The sequence below is a fragment of the Gordonia sp. GN26 genome, assembly GCF_054823965.1.
In genome coordinates, this window is sequence record NZ_JSYC01000054.1 from 33,320 (window position 1) to 51,042 (window position 17,723).

Annotated in this window: 13 protein-coding genes; 4 read left to right on the forward strand and 9 right to left on the reverse strand. The window is 68.8% G+C overall.

Annotation, left to right across the window (positions count from 1 at the left end; all coding sequences use genetic code 11):
• The 8 genes from OK17_RS13230 to OK17_RS13265 all read right to left on the reverse strand — a co-directional run bounded on the left by OK17_RS13230 (window position 1) and on the right by OK17_RS13265 (window position 10,293).
• Window positions 1-798, reverse strand: a complete 798-nt coding sequence (locus tag OK17_RS13230; protein WP_461417708.1) for a hypothetical protein — start codon at window positions 796-798, stop codon at window positions 1-3.
• 95 nt (window positions 799-893) lie between these two features.
• Window positions 894-3,440 carry an ABC transporter permease gene (locus OK17_RS13235; protein ID WP_461417727.1) on the reverse strand — a complete coding sequence of 849 codons (2,547 nt, stop codon included), beginning with the start codon at window positions 3,438-3,440 and terminating at the stop codon, window positions 894-896.
• A 21-nt stretch (window positions 3,441-3,461) separates the two neighbouring features.
• Window positions 3,462-4,289: an ABC transporter ATP-binding protein gene (locus tag OK17_RS13240; RefSeq protein ID WP_232717066.1), complete on the reverse strand. Its 828-nt coding sequence runs from the start codon at window positions 4,287-4,289 to the stop codon at window positions 3,462-3,464.
• Between the two features lie 120 nt (window positions 4,290-4,409).
• Window positions 4,410-5,417, reverse strand: coding sequence for an esterase-like activity of phytase family protein (locus OK17_RS13245; protein WP_232717065.1), 1,008 nt, complete (start codon window positions 5,415-5,417; stop codon window positions 4,410-4,412).
• Between the two features lie 59 nt (window positions 5,418-5,476).
• Window positions 5,477-7,303, reverse strand: a complete 1,827-nt coding sequence (locus OK17_RS13250) for a phosphoenolpyruvate carboxykinase (GTP) (protein ID WP_232717064.1) — start codon at window positions 7,301-7,303, stop codon at window positions 5,477-5,479.
• Between the two features lie 184 nt (window positions 7,304-7,487).
• Window positions 7,488-7,934, reverse strand: coding sequence for a DUF6802 family protein (locus tag OK17_RS13255; protein ID WP_461417709.1), 447 nt, complete (start codon window positions 7,932-7,934; stop codon window positions 7,488-7,490).
• Complete coding sequence (locus OK17_RS13260) at window positions 7,931-9,409, reverse strand: hypothetical protein (protein WP_461417710.1); 1,479 nt, start codon at window positions 9,407-9,409, stop codon at window positions 7,931-7,933. Before OK17_RS13260 ends, OK17_RS13255 begins: the two co-directional genes overlap by 4 nt.
• Window positions 9,406-10,293, reverse strand: a complete 888-nt coding sequence (locus OK17_RS13265) for a P-loop NTPase family protein (RefSeq protein WP_461417711.1) — start codon at window positions 10,291-10,293, stop codon at window positions 9,406-9,408. The genes OK17_RS13260 and OK17_RS13265 overlap by 4 nt, the downstream gene beginning before the upstream one ends.
• A gap of 192 nt (window positions 10,294-10,485) precedes the next feature.
• On the opposite strand from OK17_RS13265, the gene trmB reads away from it, so the two are divergent.
• The 4 genes from trmB (at window position 10,486) to OK17_RS13285 (ending at window position 16,987) form a co-directional block, all read left to right on the forward strand.
• Window positions 10,486-11,274, forward strand: a complete 789-nt coding sequence (gene trmB / locus OK17_RS13270) for a tRNA (guanosine(46)-N7)-methyltransferase TrmB (RefSeq protein ID WP_006868799.1) — start codon at window positions 10,486-10,488, stop codon at window positions 11,272-11,274.
• The gene (locus OK17_RS13275) at window positions 11,271-11,957 is read left to right on the forward strand and encodes an NYN domain-containing protein (RefSeq protein ID WP_006868798.1); all 687 of its coding nucleotides are present in this window, start codon (window positions 11,271-11,273) and stop codon (window positions 11,955-11,957) included. Before trmB ends, OK17_RS13275 begins: the two co-directional genes overlap by 4 nt.
• A gap of 229 nt (window positions 11,958-12,186) precedes the next feature.
• On the forward strand, window positions 12,187-15,453 hold the full coding sequence (locus OK17_RS13280) for an MMPL family transporter (RefSeq protein WP_461417712.1): 3,267 nt from the start codon (window positions 12,187-12,189) through the stop codon (window positions 15,451-15,453).
• Window positions 15,454-15,640: 187 nt separating this feature from the next.
• Complete coding sequence (locus tag OK17_RS13285; RefSeq protein ID WP_461417713.1) at window positions 15,641-16,987, forward strand: MFS transporter; 1,347 nt, start codon at window positions 15,641-15,643, stop codon at window positions 16,985-16,987.
• A gap of 39 nt (window positions 16,988-17,026) precedes the next feature.
• On the opposite strand, the gene OK17_RS13290 is transcribed toward OK17_RS13285, so the two are convergent.
• Window positions 17,027-17,722, reverse strand: a complete 696-nt coding sequence (locus tag OK17_RS13290) for a response regulator (RefSeq protein ID WP_461417714.1) — start codon at window positions 17,720-17,722, stop codon at window positions 17,027-17,029.
• Between the last annotated feature and the right edge of the window lies 1 nt (window position 17,723).

Sequence of the window (17,723 nt, forward strand, 5' to 3'; positions counted from 1 at the left end):
CTACTCCGTCGACAGATCGGCACGGCAGTTCAGCGTGCCGCCATTGCTGGTCGCGGTGGCGAGCTGTTCCCCGTCGACGAGGATGCTGCAGGTGACCGGGCCGCGCACGACGATGGCCGACAGGGTCGCCTTGTTGCCCTTCACGTTCACCCGCTGCGACCAGGGCGAACCGGTGGCCGCGATGACGGTCGGCGGACCGCCGCCCTTGCTGAAGCTGAGCGCGACGACGTCACCGTTGCCGGTGAGCTGGTAGACCACCGTCGCCGGCCCCGGCTTCTTGGTCGGACTCGACGTCGTCTCCTCGGTCGTGGTCGTGGTGGTCGGGGACGAACTGGTCGTCGTCTCCTGGCTGGTGGTCGTCGTCGACGACGAGGCCGCTGCCGCGGAGGAGCCGTCGTCTCCGCCGGACCTCGTGACCAGCGCGACGACCAGCCCGAGGATCACGAGGGCGGCCAGCGCCACCAGCGCGAGACCGATGGTGCGCCCCTTCGACGATCCGCCGCGCGGCGGCTCACCACCCTGGGGTGCGTCGTACGGCGATGCCCCATACGGCGAGCCACCAGTGTATTGGGAGTCGGCGTACTGGGGCTGACCGTACTGGGGCTCGCCGTACTGGGACTCTCCGTATTGGGGTCCGGGGTGGGGCTCGGTGTACGGGCCGGGGTACGGCTCACCGGCGTGCGGCTGGGTGTAGGCCTGCGACGGCGGCGCCGAGGGGTCGAAGTCGGGATCGAACTGTCGGGTCTCCGGCGGATCGTTCCGCGGGTCGTTCGGATCGCCCTGGGGTGGTCGCGTCATGCGGACGATTCTGTCATCCGGTTCCTGATATCGGTCTGTGAGCGCGCGGCCCGGGCAGAACCCGGGCTGCGCGAGCACAGATCACGAGAGGCGAGTCAGAGGTCGGCGATCGCCTCGAGGGGCCCGGTACGGGCGGCCCGGACCGCCGGCCACAACGCGGCCAGCACACCGACCACTGCCGACGCGACCAGCGTGATCACGATGAGCGACCACGGGATCACCGGCGCACCGAGTCCCCACGCCGCGAGCGTGCGCACGAGGGCCACACCGATCAGCGTTCCGAGGATGACGCCGACCACGGCACCGAAGATCGAGATCAGCACCGATTCCAGGTAGATCGAACGACGCACCTGGCCTCGGACCATACCGATCGCACGCAGCATGCCGATCTCGCGCTTCCGCTCCACCACCGACAACGCCAGGGTGTTGATGATGCCGAGCACCGCGATCAACAGGGCCAGGCCGAGCATCGCGTAGAGCGTGCCGAGCATCTGATCGATCTGCGCGGAGATCTGGCCCTTGAACTGGTCACGGTCCTTGACCTGGACGGTCAGGAACTCCGCAGTCGCGTCCTCGAGCCCGGTCCGCAAGGTCTCCAGGTCGGCGCCGGCCTCGGCCTTCACGAAGACCGTGATGTCGAACCGGGCCGGCGGTGGAACCAGTCGGTCGTAGACCGCCGGGCCGACGACCCACGGCTGAAGGGCCTCGTTGTCAGCGTAGATGCCGGCGATCGGAACCTGGACCTGCTCACCGGTGGGGCTGGTGAAGTTCAGGACCTGCCCGCGCTCCCACCCCTTCGTCATGGCGGTGCGGTGACTGATCAGCATCCCGTCGGCCGGCAGCGTCGACGACGCGCCGTCCTCCATGTCCATGACCGTGACGTCGTTCAGCGGTCCGCCGAGCGCAGAGAAACCCTGGACCGGTTGGTCGTCGACCTTCGCCTGCACGACGCCGAACGAGACCACCTCGCCGACGCCCGACACCTTCTCCACCGAGGGGCCCACCGTGGGCGGCAACGGTCCCTGGTTGGTGCCCGCCAGGATGTAGTCGGCGGTGATCCCGGAATCGACGGCGTCGTCGACCGTGCCCTTGAACGACTGGCCGAGCGTGCCGATGATCGCCACCAGCATGAGTCCGAGCGTCAGCGCGAAGGCCGTCGCCGCCGAACGACGGGGATTGCGAACGGCATTCGTGCGTGCGAGCCGTCCGATCGTGCCGAACGGCGCACCGATCGCGCGGCCGAGCACGCCCACGAACGGACGTGAGACAGCCGGCCCGACCAGCACCGCGGCCAGCACCGCGCCGCCCGCGCCCGCTCCGACCGTCAGTGCCGGTCCGGTGCCCTCACCCATCGCGCCGACCACGATCGCCACGATCGAGGCCACGCCGATGACCGCACCGATGGTGGTGCGGTTGCGCAACGACGCCGACCCCTCGGCCGCCGACGCGCGCATCGCCTCGACCGGCGGCACCCGTGCAGCACGGGCGGCGGGTACCCAGGCGCTGATCATCGTCACGACGACGCCGACCAGGATGCCCGCGAGCACCGCACCCACCCCGACGGCCAGCTCGCCCTCGGGAAGACCCGACGTCGCACTGATGACGGCCTTGAGCACAGCAGCGAGGCCGATGCCGATCCCCAGACCCAACGCACCGCCCAGCACGCCGACGACCAGCGCCTCGAACAGGACCGACCGCGACACCTGGCGCTGACTCGCCCCGACCGCCCGCAGCAGCGCGAACTCGCGATTACGCTGCGCGACGATCATCGAGAAGGTGTTGTAGATGATGAACGTGCCGACGACCAGGCCGATCGCGGCAAAGGCCAGCAGGATGTACTGGAAGATCTGCAGGAACTCGTTGACCTGTTCCTTCTGGTCCTCCCGCACCTGATCGCCGGTCCGCACCTTGTACAGATCGGCATCGGCGCCGAGGAAGGTACGCACCCGCTCCTGCAACTGCTCCGGGGACACCCCGGCGACGGCCGACATGTCGACGAGCCCGACGTGCTGACCGTCGGTGAACAGACGCGCCGCGGTGGCCGCGTCGAACTGTGCGTTGACGTAGCCGCCGGTCGAGGAGGGCAGGTTGATCAATCCGACAACGGTGACCTCGAGCGGTTCGGAACTGCCCTGGCCGACGACGACCTTGGTCTTCGAGCCGACCTTCAGGCCGGCCTCGTCGGCGGCCGAGGTGTTCAGCGCGATCTCACCCGCGTTGGCCGGTCCGCGACCGCCCGGCTGGATCCGGGACTCGTCGGGATCGAGCGCCTCGTTCTCCGGGATGTAGGTGGTGCCGACGCTCGGCGCTCCACCGGTCTGGATGGCCTTGCCGTCCGCGTCGGCGACGGTGATCAACCCGTTGTTGTTGACGACGAGCTTGTCGATGCCGAGTTCGCCACGCTGATCGCGCAACTGGTCGACGACCGACAGGGGAACCCCGGGCGACTGCCGGTCAGCCGGTGTCACCTCGACGGCCACGCCCTGCGCGGCACTGTCGAAGATGTCGGTGAAGGCCTTCGAAATGGTGCTGGTGAACACGATCGAACCGACGACGAAGGACGTGCCGAGGACGATCGAGAAGAGGGTCAGGAACAGACGTAGCTTGTGCGCCCGCAGGTTTCGAAGGGAAACCCGGCGCATCACCGATGATGACGCCACGGCTCAGAGCGCTTTGGAGGTCTCGGCCGGAGCCGACTCGGCGGGGGCGTCGGTGTGATGGACCCCGTCGAGGTTCTTCATCACCTCGAAGACGTCGTCGGCGCTCGGACGGGCGAGTTCCTGCACGATCTGGCCGTCGGCGAGGAACACCACACGGTCGGCGTACGACGCCGCGCGCGGATCGTGGGTCACGATGACGACGGTCTGGCCGAACTCGTCGGTGGCGGCACGCAGGATCGAGAGGACCTCACCGGAGGAACGCGAGTCCAGGTTCCCGGTGGGCTCGTCGCCGAAGATGATGGCCGGCTTGCCGATCAGTGCGCGGGCACACGCCACACGCTGCTGCTGACCGCCGGAGAGCTCGCTGGGCAGGTGCCCGAGGCGATCGGTGATGCCGAGCCGTTCGGTGACGGCGTCGAACCACTCGGTGTCGACGGTGCGGCCGGCGATGTCGACCGGGAGGGTGATGTTCTCCTTCGCGGTGAGCGTCGGCACCAGGTTGAACGCCTGGAAGACGAACCCGATGCGGTCGCGGCGGAGCATCGTCATCGCCTTGTCGGACAACGCGGTGAGATCGGTGTCGCCGATGTGGACACGACCATCGCTCGCGACATCCAGGCCGGCGAGGCAGTGCATCAGCGTCGACTTACCCGACCCCGACGGACCCATGATGGCGGTGAACTCGCCCTCGCGGAACTGGATCGAAACGCCCTTCAGGGCCTCGACGGCGGTGTCACCCGTGCCGTACCGCTTGGACAGGTTCTCCGCACCCGCAGCCACTCCGTGTTTCGGCGCTCCGGCATCGCGGGCGGCCGCATCAGTCGTCGTCATGCCCTCAACGGTGCCAAATCCGACGCCGAATCGCTATCAGGTAACTCCCTGACACCACCCTGAGGCGGGAATTGTCACATCTTCCCATCCGCTGGGCGAGCAGCCCCGAGCCGCTGAGGGCTACTTCGGCAGCTGGACCTCGAACGAGTGGACGCGGGTGGGCGCCCCGGCGTTCTGGGAGACGACGAGCAGGGTCCGGCTGCGCGCCTTCGCGAACGGGGTGTCGGGATGCCAGTTACCCCAGGCGAGGCCCGACATGTCGCCGGTGACGAGGCGCGGCGTGCCGGTCGTGGAGAAGATCCGACGCTTCGGCATCGCCTTCTCCTTGCCGGACAGCTTCTTTGTGCCGGCCACCGACGTCGCGCCGCGGGTGGTGGTCCAGAAGATGTTGGTCAGCTTGCCCGCACCGCGCTCGAGGACGAGGAAGTCGGTGGAGTTGATGGCCAGCACGTCGGCCGCGACCTTGTTGGCATCGGTGCGGTAGACGAACTCGCGGTTGGGTTTGCCGAAGGTGAGCAGACGCGCCGAGGTGCGGCCGTCCTGCTTGAGTCCGCCCGCGGTGAGCACCGAGACCTGGCCCTGCGGACCGACCGCGAGGCCGGTGAGGCCGCGCTGCCCGGCGACGCCCGACTTGGACGAGGGACGCCATGCCGCCGGCAGCGGGAGGTCGCGGGTGAACTGGCCCAGCGGGCCGATCTGGCGGACGAACTGGTTGTTGCCGCCGCTGACGACGGTGTAGCCGCCGTTGGTCTTGCGGATGCCCTCGAACTGCGCGCCGCCCGGCAGCAGCGGCACGAACCACGGCCCTAGGACCGTGCCGCCGCCGTTGAGTGACGGCCGCCCGACGAATGATGCGGTCTCCGAGGAGTATCCGATCCGGGCGGTGAAGAACCGTGCGGGGAGCACGTCCTCGGCGATCAGCGCGTACTGACCGTTACCGGTCCGGTCCAGGCCGGTGATCCGGTTGAACGTCGGGACGAAGTCGCCGAGCGTCGTCGTGTCCGTGTAATACGCGCTGACGCCGGCACCGGAAGCCGGTGCGGCCGTGGCTGGTTGAACTGCGAGCGGAGAGGACAACCCGAGTACACAGGCACCGGCGATCGTGGCCCCCCACAAACGTAGCTTCATGAGGGGCACGATACCTCAACCGTCACATCAGCCTCAGGCCGAACTACCGGACCGACCGATCAGGCCAGACGCTGCTTGAGGCCTTCGAGCTCGTCGCGCAGGGAGGTCGGCAGCTTCGGGCCGATGAACTCGAAGAGCTCCTCGATCGACGGGATCTCCTCGCGCCACTCGTCGGCCTTGAACGCCAGCGCCTCGGCGACATCCTCGGCGGGCACGTCGAGACCGGACACGTCGATGTCCTCCGGCTTGGCGACGATGCCGATCGGCGTCTCGACGCCCTCGGCCTCGCCCTCGATGCGGCCGATGATCCACTTCAGTACGCGGCTGTTCTCGCCGAATCCGGGCCACAGGAAGCGCTTGTCGTCGCCGCGACGGAACCAGTTGACGTAGAACACCTTCGGCAGCTTGGACTCGTCGGCGTTCTTGCCGATGTTCACCCAGTGCTGCAGGTAGTCACCGACGTGGTAGCCCATGAACGGCAGCATCGCCATCGGGTCGCGACGCACGGTGCCGACCTTGCCCTCGGCCGCGGCGGTCTGCTCCGAGCCGACGGTGGCACCCATGAAGACGCCGGTCTGCCAGTCGCGGGCCTCGGTCACCAGCGGGACGGTGGTCTTGCGACGGCCGCCGAACAGGATGGCCGAGATCGGCACACCCTTCGGGTCATCCCACTCGTCGGCGAGCGACGGGCACTGCGCGATCGGGGTGCAGTAACGCGAGTTCGGGTGCGCCGCATTGCTTCCGGACTCGGGAGTCCAGTCGTTGCCGAGCCAGTCGGTGAGGTGAGCGGGAGCCTCGCCGTCGATACCCTCCCACCAGATGTCACCGTCGTCGGTGCGAGCGACGTTGGTGTACAAGGTGTTTCCGGCCTCGATGGTCTTCATCGCGTTCGGGTTCGAGTCGTAGCTGGTGCCGGGTGCGACACCGAAGAAACCGAACTCCGGATTGATCGCGTACAGGCGGCCGTCCTCGCCGAAGCGCATCCACGCGATGTCGTCGCCGACGGTCTCGGCCTTCCAGCCCGGGATGGTGGGCTGCAGCATCGCGAGATTCGTCTTGCCACAAGCACTCGGGAACGCCGCGGCGACGTAGTAGACCTTGTTCGCCGGGCTGGTGAGCTTCAGGATGAGCATGTGCTCGGCCATCCAGCCCTCGTCGCGGGCGATGACCGAGGCGATGCGCAGGGCGTAGCACTTCTTGCCGAGCAGGGCGTTGCCGCCGTAACCCGAACCGAAGGACCAGATCTCGCGGGTCTCGGGGAAGTGGGTGATGTACTTCTCGGTGTTGCACGGCCACGGCACGTCGGCCTGGCCCGGCTCCAGCGGCGCACCCACCGAGTGCAGTGCCTTCACGAAGAAGCCGTCGTCGCCGAGGATCTCGAGGACGCGCGGGCCGACGCGGGTCATGATCTTCATGGACAAGACGACGTACTCGGAGTCGGTGATCTCGACACCCAGCTTGGGGTCGTCGGAGTCGAGCGGGCCCATGCAGAACGGGATGACGAACATCGTGCGGCCACGCATCGAGCCGCGGTACAGCTCGGTCATGGTGGCGCGCATCTCGGCGGGCTCGACCCAGTTGTTGGTGGGGCCGGCGTCTTCTTCCTTCTCCGAGCAGATGTAGGTCCGCGACTCGACGCGGGCGACATCGGCGGGGTCGGAGCTGGCGAGGAAGGAGTTCGGCTTCTTCTCCTCGTTGAGCTTCACGAGGGTGCCGGCCTTCACCAGATCGTCGGTGAGGCGTTCCCACTCCTCGTCGCTGCCGTCGGACCACACGACCCGATCGGGCTGCGTCAGTTCCGCGACCTCGGCAACCCAGGCCAACAGACCCTGGTGGTTGGTCGGCGCGCTGCTCGGGTCCAGTCCGGGGATGGTGGCTGCGGTCATCGTTGGGGCCTCCTGGCGAGCGTGTGACCTGCTGGAATGGTCACCGGTCAGTCGTCTAGGTGTCCAGGATACGTGCACCGAGCGGACGCTAGGTGTGGGGGTCGGCGACTGCGGCTTATCCCACACCCAGGCGATATGGGACCAAAGTCCCTGGAAGACGGCCGTCGGCCGATCCTCTGCCTGCTCAGCCGATACGCCCCGAGCCGCCGGGGATCCATTCGCCGGTCTCCGGGTCGAGTACGGCCGAGCTGAAGCCGCCATCGGCGCCGATCTCGGTGATCTTGTCGACCTGGCCGTCCCGGTCGCTGTCGGTGTACACGGTGAACCCGTCCGGACCGTTCCGGGTGAGCGAGTCGTTCACCCCGTCATTGTCGGTGTCCACCTCGGCCGGACCGAGATCCCAGATACGGCCGTCCTCGTGCATCCACAGGTGGTCGTCCAGGTCGTCGTCGGCCGATTCCGCGTGGACTGCGGCGACCGAATCGACGTGCGGGTCGTATCCGGGTCCGGCGCCGGACAGATCCGCGGTCCCGAACGGTCCGCCCGACAGAGCCCCTGCGTCGGGCCGGCCGGCGCCGAACGGATCGTCCCCCGCGTGGTCACCGTCGAAGATCGAATCCATTGAGTTCACCCTGTCCCGTCGTCGTCGGTGCCGGCCTGTTCGTTCGTGCTCGCGTCGTTCTCGTCGTCGCCATTCGCCCACAATTTCTCGGACCGGGCGAGGAGCGAGCGGTGCACGGCTTCCGCGCGGTCCCGGCGAAGACGCTCGTCCTGGTTCGCCGCGCCCCCGCGCAGCCGCCGGATCTCGGCGTCGATCTGCCCGACCTGTTCGCTCGTCCGTCGAGCACGGCGTTCGTGGGCCCGGGCGATCTGCCCCGCGATCCGGGTCTCGGCCGCGGCGAACCGCAAGCCGAGCTGATGGTCGAGTGCGGAGCGCGCGACGCTGAGCCGCTCGGTGCTGCGGGCCGTGCGATCGGCGCGTTCCAGCGCACCCCGCCGGACCCGGATCACCCAGATCGCGACGCCGATCCCCAGCAGCAGGGTCACCGGCATGCTGATCCACTGCAGGGTCTGCACCGACGCCATCGGTGCGACGACGAGACGCCCGATGCCCAGGCCGGTCGAGGCGCCGATGACGACGAGCAGTGCATCCTCCGCACCACCGCGGCGCCGCCGACCACCAGGGCCGTCGGCGGGAAGCGGGGTTTGCGCCCATGGCTCCGGCGGGGACGGCTCGGGGTCGAGTCCGACCAGCGCAGTGGCCGCGACCTCGTCGATGCGCTCGTCGGCGTCCCGACGGATGCCGTCGGCGAGGTCGTCCCAGCGGTGACTCAGCCACGACCGGTGCCCAGCGCCGTTGTCCGGTGCATCGCCCGCCGCCAGTGCCGCGAGTCCACGGACACGCGACGCGAGTTCGGCCGAGGACTGCGCCCGGGCTCGGGTCAGGCCGGCACGCACGGCTGCGAGCCGATCCGCCCGGCCGCGGTCCCGCGACGACAGCAGCCGACGCCGCGCATTCATCAACTCGTCCTGCGACCCGGAAGCCTCGGTACCGGTATCGGTGTCGATCAGCAGATGTTCGACGGCCCCGGCGCCGGCAGCGAGACGGGCACGCTCGACGCGCACCGGGGTGGGGGCCTCGAGCGCCTCCCGTATCCAGTCGACCAACGCGTCGACCCCGGACTCCTCGACGGCACCGCCGAGCGCCGCGGCCGCCGACACCCCGAACAACGGCATCGTCCCGAACGGATCGAGGGTCTTGCGATGGTCACGAACGATCCGGGGCCATTCCCAGAACGCATCGATCTTGCTGCACACCAGCGCGACGGTCCCGACCGCTGCACGCACCCGCTCGATCAGCTGCAGTTCCTCGTCACCGACCGACGACGAGGGGTCGACGACGACCAGCGCGACGCCGGGACGGGTTCCGGTCTCGACTTCCCGGATGTGGGTGTCGAGTTCGGGGGCCAGGTCACGCACGGCGTCGACGAGGGTGCGCACGCCGACACCCTCGGTCCCGACGACCAGGACTCCGGAACCGGTGTCGACGGTCGCGGCGTCGAACCCGGTCAGTTCTCGCGCCGCGTCGAGCACCCGCGCACTCATCCGACTCCTCCGGCCGCGAGCAGACGTTCGGCGTTCTCCCGGTCGCAGCCTTTGGCTGCCGCACGTTCCAGCTCGGCGCGGACCTCGACCTCGCGCCAGAAGCGGACCCGGCCCACGCGGTCGCCGAACGCCGCGCTGAGCTGGGGAACCCCGCTGCGGGCGTGGAGGGCGCGGTTGAGCGCGTCCGCGTCGGCCGCCTCGTCGGAGTCCTCCGCGATCAGCCGCAGGGCGGTACTGATGCCATAGGCGTCGATCCGGCGCAGCAGACCCTGCCGAAGGAGTCGTTCCGCCGACCCCGGCGCCCCGACGAGGAACCGGCCGGCCATCGACGGCATCTCGGCCCGTTCGGCGGCCAGGCGGGTGAGGGCGGCGAACTCCGCGGCGTCGAGATCGGCACAGCCGAGGAGCTGGGAGACGACGTGGACCGGCAGGCCCAGGTGCGTCGAGGACCGCCGGGCCACATCGACCGCGGCCTCCCAATCCGGGTGGGTGTCGGCCTTGCCGAGGACGACGACGACCCGGTCGCCGGGCAGCGAGCTCAGCAGTTCGTGGTCGGCGCGACGCGGCGGCCCGGCCAGCACGTGAAGCCAGAGGTCGGCGTCGGCGGCAGCGCGCGGATCCTCACCCGGGCCGGTCACGGTCAGTGCGAGTCGCTCACGCAGAGCGCGCGCCATCGTGTCGCGCCCGGCGCCCGGCCGGCCGACCACCTGCACGTGTAGAGGTCGCAGGAAGCGGTGTCCGGCCGCGGCGAGGACCGGGACCAAAGGCGACGACGGTTCTACGAGGTCGGCGAGTCCGCCCTGCTCAGCGGCCGCCGAAAGGAGCTCCCCGGTCGGCCGCCACCCGGGTGGCGGGTTCGTCGGTGTACGCACGTTCGCCCCCACGTCTCGACAACCCTTCCCCACCGAACACCCCGCGTGTTCCGCGGCTGGCCCGAGACTAATCCGGATTCGCCCCGGTGGGCTTCCGGACCTCCACATCCCCGCCTCCACATCCCCACCGGGGCCCGTCTTGTCCGCACGAATCCCCGACCACTTGACGGACACGATCACCCGCGACTTCGCGGAAACGCCACGATGCGCAACGATGGACGGGTGAACAACAGCGCTGACAGGTCACGGCTGTACCCCCGCGTGACGAGCTTCCGATTCCGCCGGGGGACCTTGACGACCGGACAGCAACGCAACTGGGAAACCCTCTGGCCCGTCCTCGGCCGCGACCTCGAGATCGGCCCGGAACGCATTCCCGAGCCCCAGCTCGACCTGAACGCCATGTTCGGCCGGGACAACCCGAAGGTCCTCGAGATCGGCAGCGGCACCGGCATCTCGACCGCGGCGATGGCCGAGGCCGAACCCGACGTCGACGTGGTGGCGGTCGAGGTCTACAAGCCGGGCCTGGCCCAGCTGCTCGGTCTCATCGACCGGAACGGGCTGACCAACGTGCGCCTGATCCGCGGTGACGCGTCGATCGTCCTGCGGGAACTGATCCCGTCGTCGAGCCTCACCGGCGTCCGACTCTTCTTCCCGGACCCCTGGCCCAAGTCGCGTCACCACAAGCGCCGGTTCGTGCAGACGGGCACACTGGAGCTGATCGCCGACCGTCTGGTCCCCGGCGGCGTGCTCCACATCGCCACCGACCACGCGAACTACGCCGAGTGGATCGCCGAGAAGCTCGCCACCCAGGACGCCGACCGGCCCCACGTCGTGCAGCTCACCCGCGAGTCCCCGATCCTGCTGGAACGGCCGACGACGAAGTTCGAGGGTCGGGCGGAACGAGAAGGCCGGTTCGTCAGCGAGTTCGTGTACACGCGGCCCATCCCGCCGGCTTCCGCGTCCGGCGACACCCCTGACGGGAGCCCGGCATGACCGACCAGACCACCCCGGCCGGAACGACCACCGGATTCGCGGACACCATCTCGGGCCAGACCGGCACACGTCGGATGCTGCTGGTCTGGGACGCACCGAACATGGACATGGGTCTCGGCGCCCTGCTCGGCGGCCGTCCGACCGCCGCACACCGCCCCCGATTCGACGCGTTGGGCCGGTGGCTGTTGCAGCGCACGGCAGATGTGTCAGCTCTCACGGAGAACGGCGGCGTCGTCGAACCCGAGGCGACCGTCTTCACCAACATCGCCCCAGGTAGTGCCGATGTTGTGCGCCCCTGGGTGGATGCCCTGCGAAACGTCGGTTTTGCGGTTTTCGCCAAGCCGAAGCTGTCCGAGGACAGCGATGTGGACTCCGACATGCTCGACCACATCGAACTTCGCAGGCACACTGTTGGACTAGCCGGCGTGATCGTGGCGTCCGCCGATGGCCAGGCATTCCGCGAGCCGCTCCTCGAAGTGGCCGCCGACGGGGTGCCCGTCACCGTCATCGGATTCCGCGAACACGCCAGTTGGGCCCTCACCACCGAGGAACTGGAGTTCATCGACCTCGAGGACATCCCGGGCGTGTTCCGGGAGCCCCTGCCCCGCATCGGGCTGGACTCGCTCCCGGACGAAGGCGCCTGGCTCACACCGTTCCGGCCGCTCAGCGCGCTACTGCGCTGACCGGCGCGCGGTGCCTCGTCGCAGGACGCCGAGGTGCTCTCTGAGGGCGTCACCGACCCCGATACCTCAGGGATCACTCAGGCAACACTGTCAAGATCTCACGGAGAACTGACAGAATCGCGACCGGCACCGTTCACCCCCGGGACGGCGCCCCGTCCGAGCGCACCGACGGCCCGACACCCCCGATCGCGGCCGGCGCCCGACACGTCGCACAAGAAAGGACATCAGCGTGTTCCGAGTAATCGGCACATTCGTGTATCGAATGCGCTTCCTCGTCATCGCGGTGATGATCGCCCTGATGGCGGGACTCGGACTATACGGTCTCGACCTCAGCAAGCATCTGAGTCAGAGCGGTTGGTTCGACCCCACGTCGGAATCCGATCTCGGTGCCCGGTACGCCGACAAGGCTCTGGGCCGCGATCACACGTCTGATGTCATCCTTCTGGTCACGCCGCCGGAGGGCACGACGGTCGACGATCCGGCCTTCGGCAAGAAGGTCGAGACCTTCGTCGAAGACCTCATCGCGACCCACCCCGACATCGTCGGGCGCAGCGACCCCGGCCTCTACGACCCGTTCCTCGTCCAGCCCGCCCAGAGCGCGGTCCAGGAAAGACTCTTCACCCCCGACAAACGCCAGGCCTTCATCAGCATCGGCGTCGCCGGCAACGACGACACGTCGGTACTGGAGAACTACAACACGATCGAACCGTTCTTCGACGACATCGCCGAACGCTTCGACATACCCGGCGCCACCTTCGAGCTCGCCGGGCTGCAACCCGTCGCCGGGTCGATGGCCGACGGCATGGACAAGGACATCAAGCGCGCCGAGGTGATCGCGCTACCGGTTGTCGCGCTCATGCTGTTCTTCGTGTTCGGCGGCGTCATCGCAGCGTGTCTGCCGGTCCTGATCGGCGGCCTGACCATCGCGGGCTCGCTGGGCATCATGAAGATGCTCGCGCTGACCACCGAACTCAACATCTTCGCGCAGTCGGTGGTCACGCTCATCGGTCTGGGTATCGCCATCGACTACGGCCTGTTCATCGTCTCGCGGTTCCGAGAGGAACTCGGCGAGGGTTACTCCACGAAGGCAGCTGTCCGAAGAACCGTGATGACCGCAGGTCAGACGGTGGTCTTCTCGGCGACGATCATCGTCGCCGCCCTCGCCTGCCTGCTGATCATGCCGCAGGGATTCCTCAAGTCGGTGGCCTACGGCGCGATCGCATCGGTCTCCCTCGCCGCGATCCTGTCGATCACCGTGTTGCCGGCGATCCTGGGCATCCTCGGCCCGCGGGTCAACATGTTGTCGATCAGCTCGATCCTCAAATACACGGCGATCCCGCTGGTCCGACGTTTCTCGACCGAGGAACGCGCCACCGCGCTGGAGAACCGGTTCTCCGGCCGGATGAAGACCAGCCAGGAAGTCGAGAACGGCTTCTGGGGACGCCTCGCCACATGGGTGATGAAGAACCCGCTGAAGACGGCGATCCCGACCGTGCTCCTCCTGCTCGCCCTGACGGTGCCGTTCGGCAGCATCCAGTTCGGCGGCATCAGCGAGAAGTTCCTGCCGCCGGACAACTCCGCACGTGTCGCGCAGGAGAAGTTCGACGAGTACTTCCCCAGCGAGCGCACCGAGGCGGTCAAGCTCGTCATCGTCTACGACGAGACGAACCAGGAAGACCAGAACAAGCTCGACGCCATCGCACGCCAGGCCGACCAGGTCCCGGGTTTCACCAACAAGTTCAGTGATCCGGACAAGGCCGGCTTCGGTTCCTATGACGCCGAGCGGTACCCGAACGTCGGCGTCTACCAGGTCTCGGCCGGTCTGGTCGACCGCACCCAGGCGGCCAAGGCGATCGACCAGCTCCGGGCGATCGACACCCAGGGCCTCACCATGTACGTGACGGGTACCCCTGCGCTCACCCAGGATTCGATCGACGCGCTGATGAACCGGCTGCCCCTGATGGCGATCATGCTGGTCCTCATCACCGGCCTGTTGATGTTCCTGCAGTTCGGATCGCTGGTCCTGCCGATCAAGGCGGCGTTGATGACCGCCCTCGGTCTCGGCGCGACACTGGGCATCCTCACCTGGATCTTCGTCGACGGCCACGGCGCGGGACTCGCGAACTTCACCCCGGGTCCGCTGTTCGCGGCGATCCTGGTCCTGATCATCGCGATCATCTTCGGTCTCTCCACCGACTACGAGGTGTTCCTGCTCTCCAGAATGGTCGAGGCCAGACAACGGGGAGCCAGCACCACCGAGTCGATCCGGAGCGGCATCGCCCACACCGGCGGGATCATCACCGCGGCGGCGGCCATCCTGGTGGTGGTGACAGGTGCCTTCAGCCTGTCCGACATCGTGATGATGAAGTACATCGCGTACGGCATGATCGCGGCGCTCATCCTCGACGCCACCGTGATCCGCATGCTGCTCGTGCCATCGGTGATGAAGCTGCTCGGCGACGACTGCTGGTGGGCCCCTCGCTGGATGCAGACCGTGCAGCGCAAGATCGGTCTCGGCGAGGCCGTCCTCGAGGACGAGCCCGACGAGCAGCGCGACTCCCGCGCGGCACGCAAGATGAGTGCGGGCACGCTCGTCGCGGAGGCCCCGACCTCGGTGATGGCCGCAGCCCGGCCGCGCACCGCGCCCGCCGGAGCCGCACCCGCTCGCCGCGGGGCCCCGGGACCGGATGGTCGCCGGCCCGTCCCTCCGCGTCCCGCACCCGGATCGCCCCAGCCCCAGGGCAATGCACCCCAAGCCGGTGCACCCCAGCCGAATGCACCGATGACCAACGCGCCGCTGGCGAAGACACGGCAGCCCGGTCCGCCAGTCCGCAACGGCGGCCCTGGTCCGATCCCGCCTGCACCCGTGCCCGGTGATGTCCCCGGTCGTGCGGTTCCCGGCCGTGTCGGTCCGTCGGCACCGCCCACCGCACAGCCGTCCGGCGCCCAGGCCGAGGCACCCCGCCCCGAGCGTCGACCGACGGCGCCGTACCGACGGTCGACGCTGCCCAAGAGCGATCGCCCGGACACCGGTGGGTGGACCCTCGGCGAGGGCGGCATCCGACTCGGCGATCCCGCCCCTCGCGGCGACCGCTCGCCGAGCACCACTCCCCCGCCTGCGCCGCCGGTCCGTACGCCTGCGCCGGCCGACGCACCTGCGCGTGAGGCGGGTTCACGGTCCCCGCTGGGTCGACGCCCGAGCCTCGACGACGCGGGTCGCCGACCGCTGGCTGCCTCCGTGTCGCCGGAGAACTCGACACCGACGACCCGGGGTCGCCGGACCTCGGGGCCGTCTCCGATGGAGCGGGGACTGAGTCCGGACGCCACCCCGGCGGCCACGCCCCGTCCGGGAACCGGCCCCGTCGGCCCGTCCGCGGACGCCGACTCGGGTCGTCGCCGCCCACGGTCCGACCGGCACGCCCGCTCGGAGGAGAGCGGTGACGACGCCCAGATCAGCGTGCAGGAGCTGCTGAAGCGCAGTCGCTCGGAGAAGTAGTCACGCGGACGAGTGCACTCGACGGCCGGTGGGGGGGTTCGCCCTCCGCCGGCCGTTCTCGTTATGGATCCCGCGTCGATGTTCATCAATCGGGGCTTGGCCAGGACTGGGCATTGCCCTGATGTGACCGGTCACACAGCCAGCGCAGGATGACTTCCAGCCCACAACCGCTGGAGGTACAGCCCACATGAACTCATCCGCCTGGACGTCTCCGGAACACCGCCGCAGCGTGCTCTGGATCGTCACCCTCGCCGCCGTGGCGATCGTCTTCGACGGCTACGACCTCGTGGTCTACGGCACGGTCCTGCCCACGCTGCTCGACGACCCGGGTCAACTGGGCGCGCTGACCCCGGCGACCGCCGGTGCTCTCGGTTCCTACGCCCTCATCGGCGTGATGATCGGAGCCCTGGTGGCCGGGGCGTTCGGCGACCGGGTCGGCCGGCGCCGGATGATGTTGTTCAACATCGTCTGGTTCTCGATCGGCATGGCGGCCACCGCGCTCGCGACCGACCTCGTCTCGTTCGGAATCCTGCGCTGTCTCACCGGAATCGGTATCGGCGGCCTGGTCGCGACAGCCGGTGCGATGGTCGCGGAGTTCGCGCCGACCTCCAAGCGGAATCTGTTCAACGCCATCGTCTACAGCGGGGTGCCGGCGGGCGGTGTCCTCGCCTCGGTGCTGGCGATGCTGCTCGCCGACCACATCGGATGGCGCGGCCTGTTCTGGATCGGTGCGCTGCCCCTCGTCACGCTGCTCCCGCTGGCCGTGCTGAAGATGCCCGAGTCCCCGCAGTGGCTCGCGGCACGCGAACGGTACGAAGAGGCCCGTGAGATCAGCACGCGGACCGGTATCCCGGTGGACCTGCGCGCACGCCACCTCGGCGTCGCGCCGGATCCCGTGCCCGGAAAGCTCGGCTTCGCCGCCCTCGCCACGCGCCGGTTCGCCGTCCCCACACTGCTTCTGGGCATGATGAGTTTCGTCGGCCTGCTGCTGACCTACGGCCTCAACACCTGGCTTCCGCAGATCATGAAGGCCAACGGATTCGACGCGAAGGGATCGCTGTCGTTCCTGCTGGTCCTCAACGGCGGCGCGATCGTCGGCGGCCTGATCGCCGCTCGGCTCGCCGATCGCCGCGGCCCGCAGCAGGTGGTCGCGACGTCGTTCTGTCTGGCGACCTTCGCGCTCGTGTGCCTGACCTTCGGTCTGCCGCTGCCGATCCTGCTGGCCGCGGTCGCGGTCGCCGGCACGGGCACCATCGGAACCCAGGTGCTGATCTACGGTTTCGTGTCGAACTTCTACCCGACCGAGGCGCGCGGCGCGGGCGTCGCCTGGTGTGCCGGATTCGGCCGACTGGGTGGGATCGTCGGTCCGGTCATCGGCGGTCTGCTGATCGGCGCCGGGATCTCCTCGGGCACGGCGTTCTACCTGTTCGCCGGCATCGCGCTGGCCGGTGCGGCGGCGACGCTGCTGGTCGTCGCACCGAAGACGGAACCGTCCACGCCGATCACGGCGGCGGCGCTCGCCACTGCCGAATAGATTCCGGCACAGAGTTCCGTACACGGCCTGGTGGAGGACTCAGTCCTCTTCCAGGCCGTGTTCGATGACGTAGCGCGTCAGTTCCACCCGGTTGCCCAACTGCAGCTTCCGGAGCGTGGCCTGGACGTGGTTCTCGACCGTGCGATGACTGAGGGACAGCCGACGCGCAATCTGCTTGGCGCTCAGACCTTTCGCCACGAGCCGCAGCACCTCGGTCTCCCGCTCGGTCAGAACAGGTGTCGTCGGCGAGGCGTCCGGCTGCTGCGACATCCGGCGGTACTCCCCGAGTACGAGTCCCGCGAGGCCGGGCGTGAAGACCGCCTGTCCATCGGCTGTTGCACGGACCGCGGACACCAGCTCCTCGCGGGACGACGACTTCACGAGGTATCCACTCGCGCCGGCTTTCACGGCCTCGAGGACGTCGTCGCGCTCCCCGGAGGCCGACAGCACGAGGATGCGGGTTCGCGGCGAGACCTCAAGCACGGCCACGGTTGCGTCGGCGCCGGAGCCGTCGGGGAGCTGCATGTCCATCAGCACGACGTCCGGCGTGACCGCGGCGGCACGTCGGCCCGCGCTGGCCACCCCGTCGGCGGTGGCGACGACGTCGAATCCCTCGTCGGCGAGGTCGCGGGCGACCGCGTCACGCCAGATCGGGTGATCGTCGACGACCATGATCCGCAGACCTGCGGCTTCACCGTCCACTGTGCGTCCACCCTCAGGTTCGACCGTGCCCATC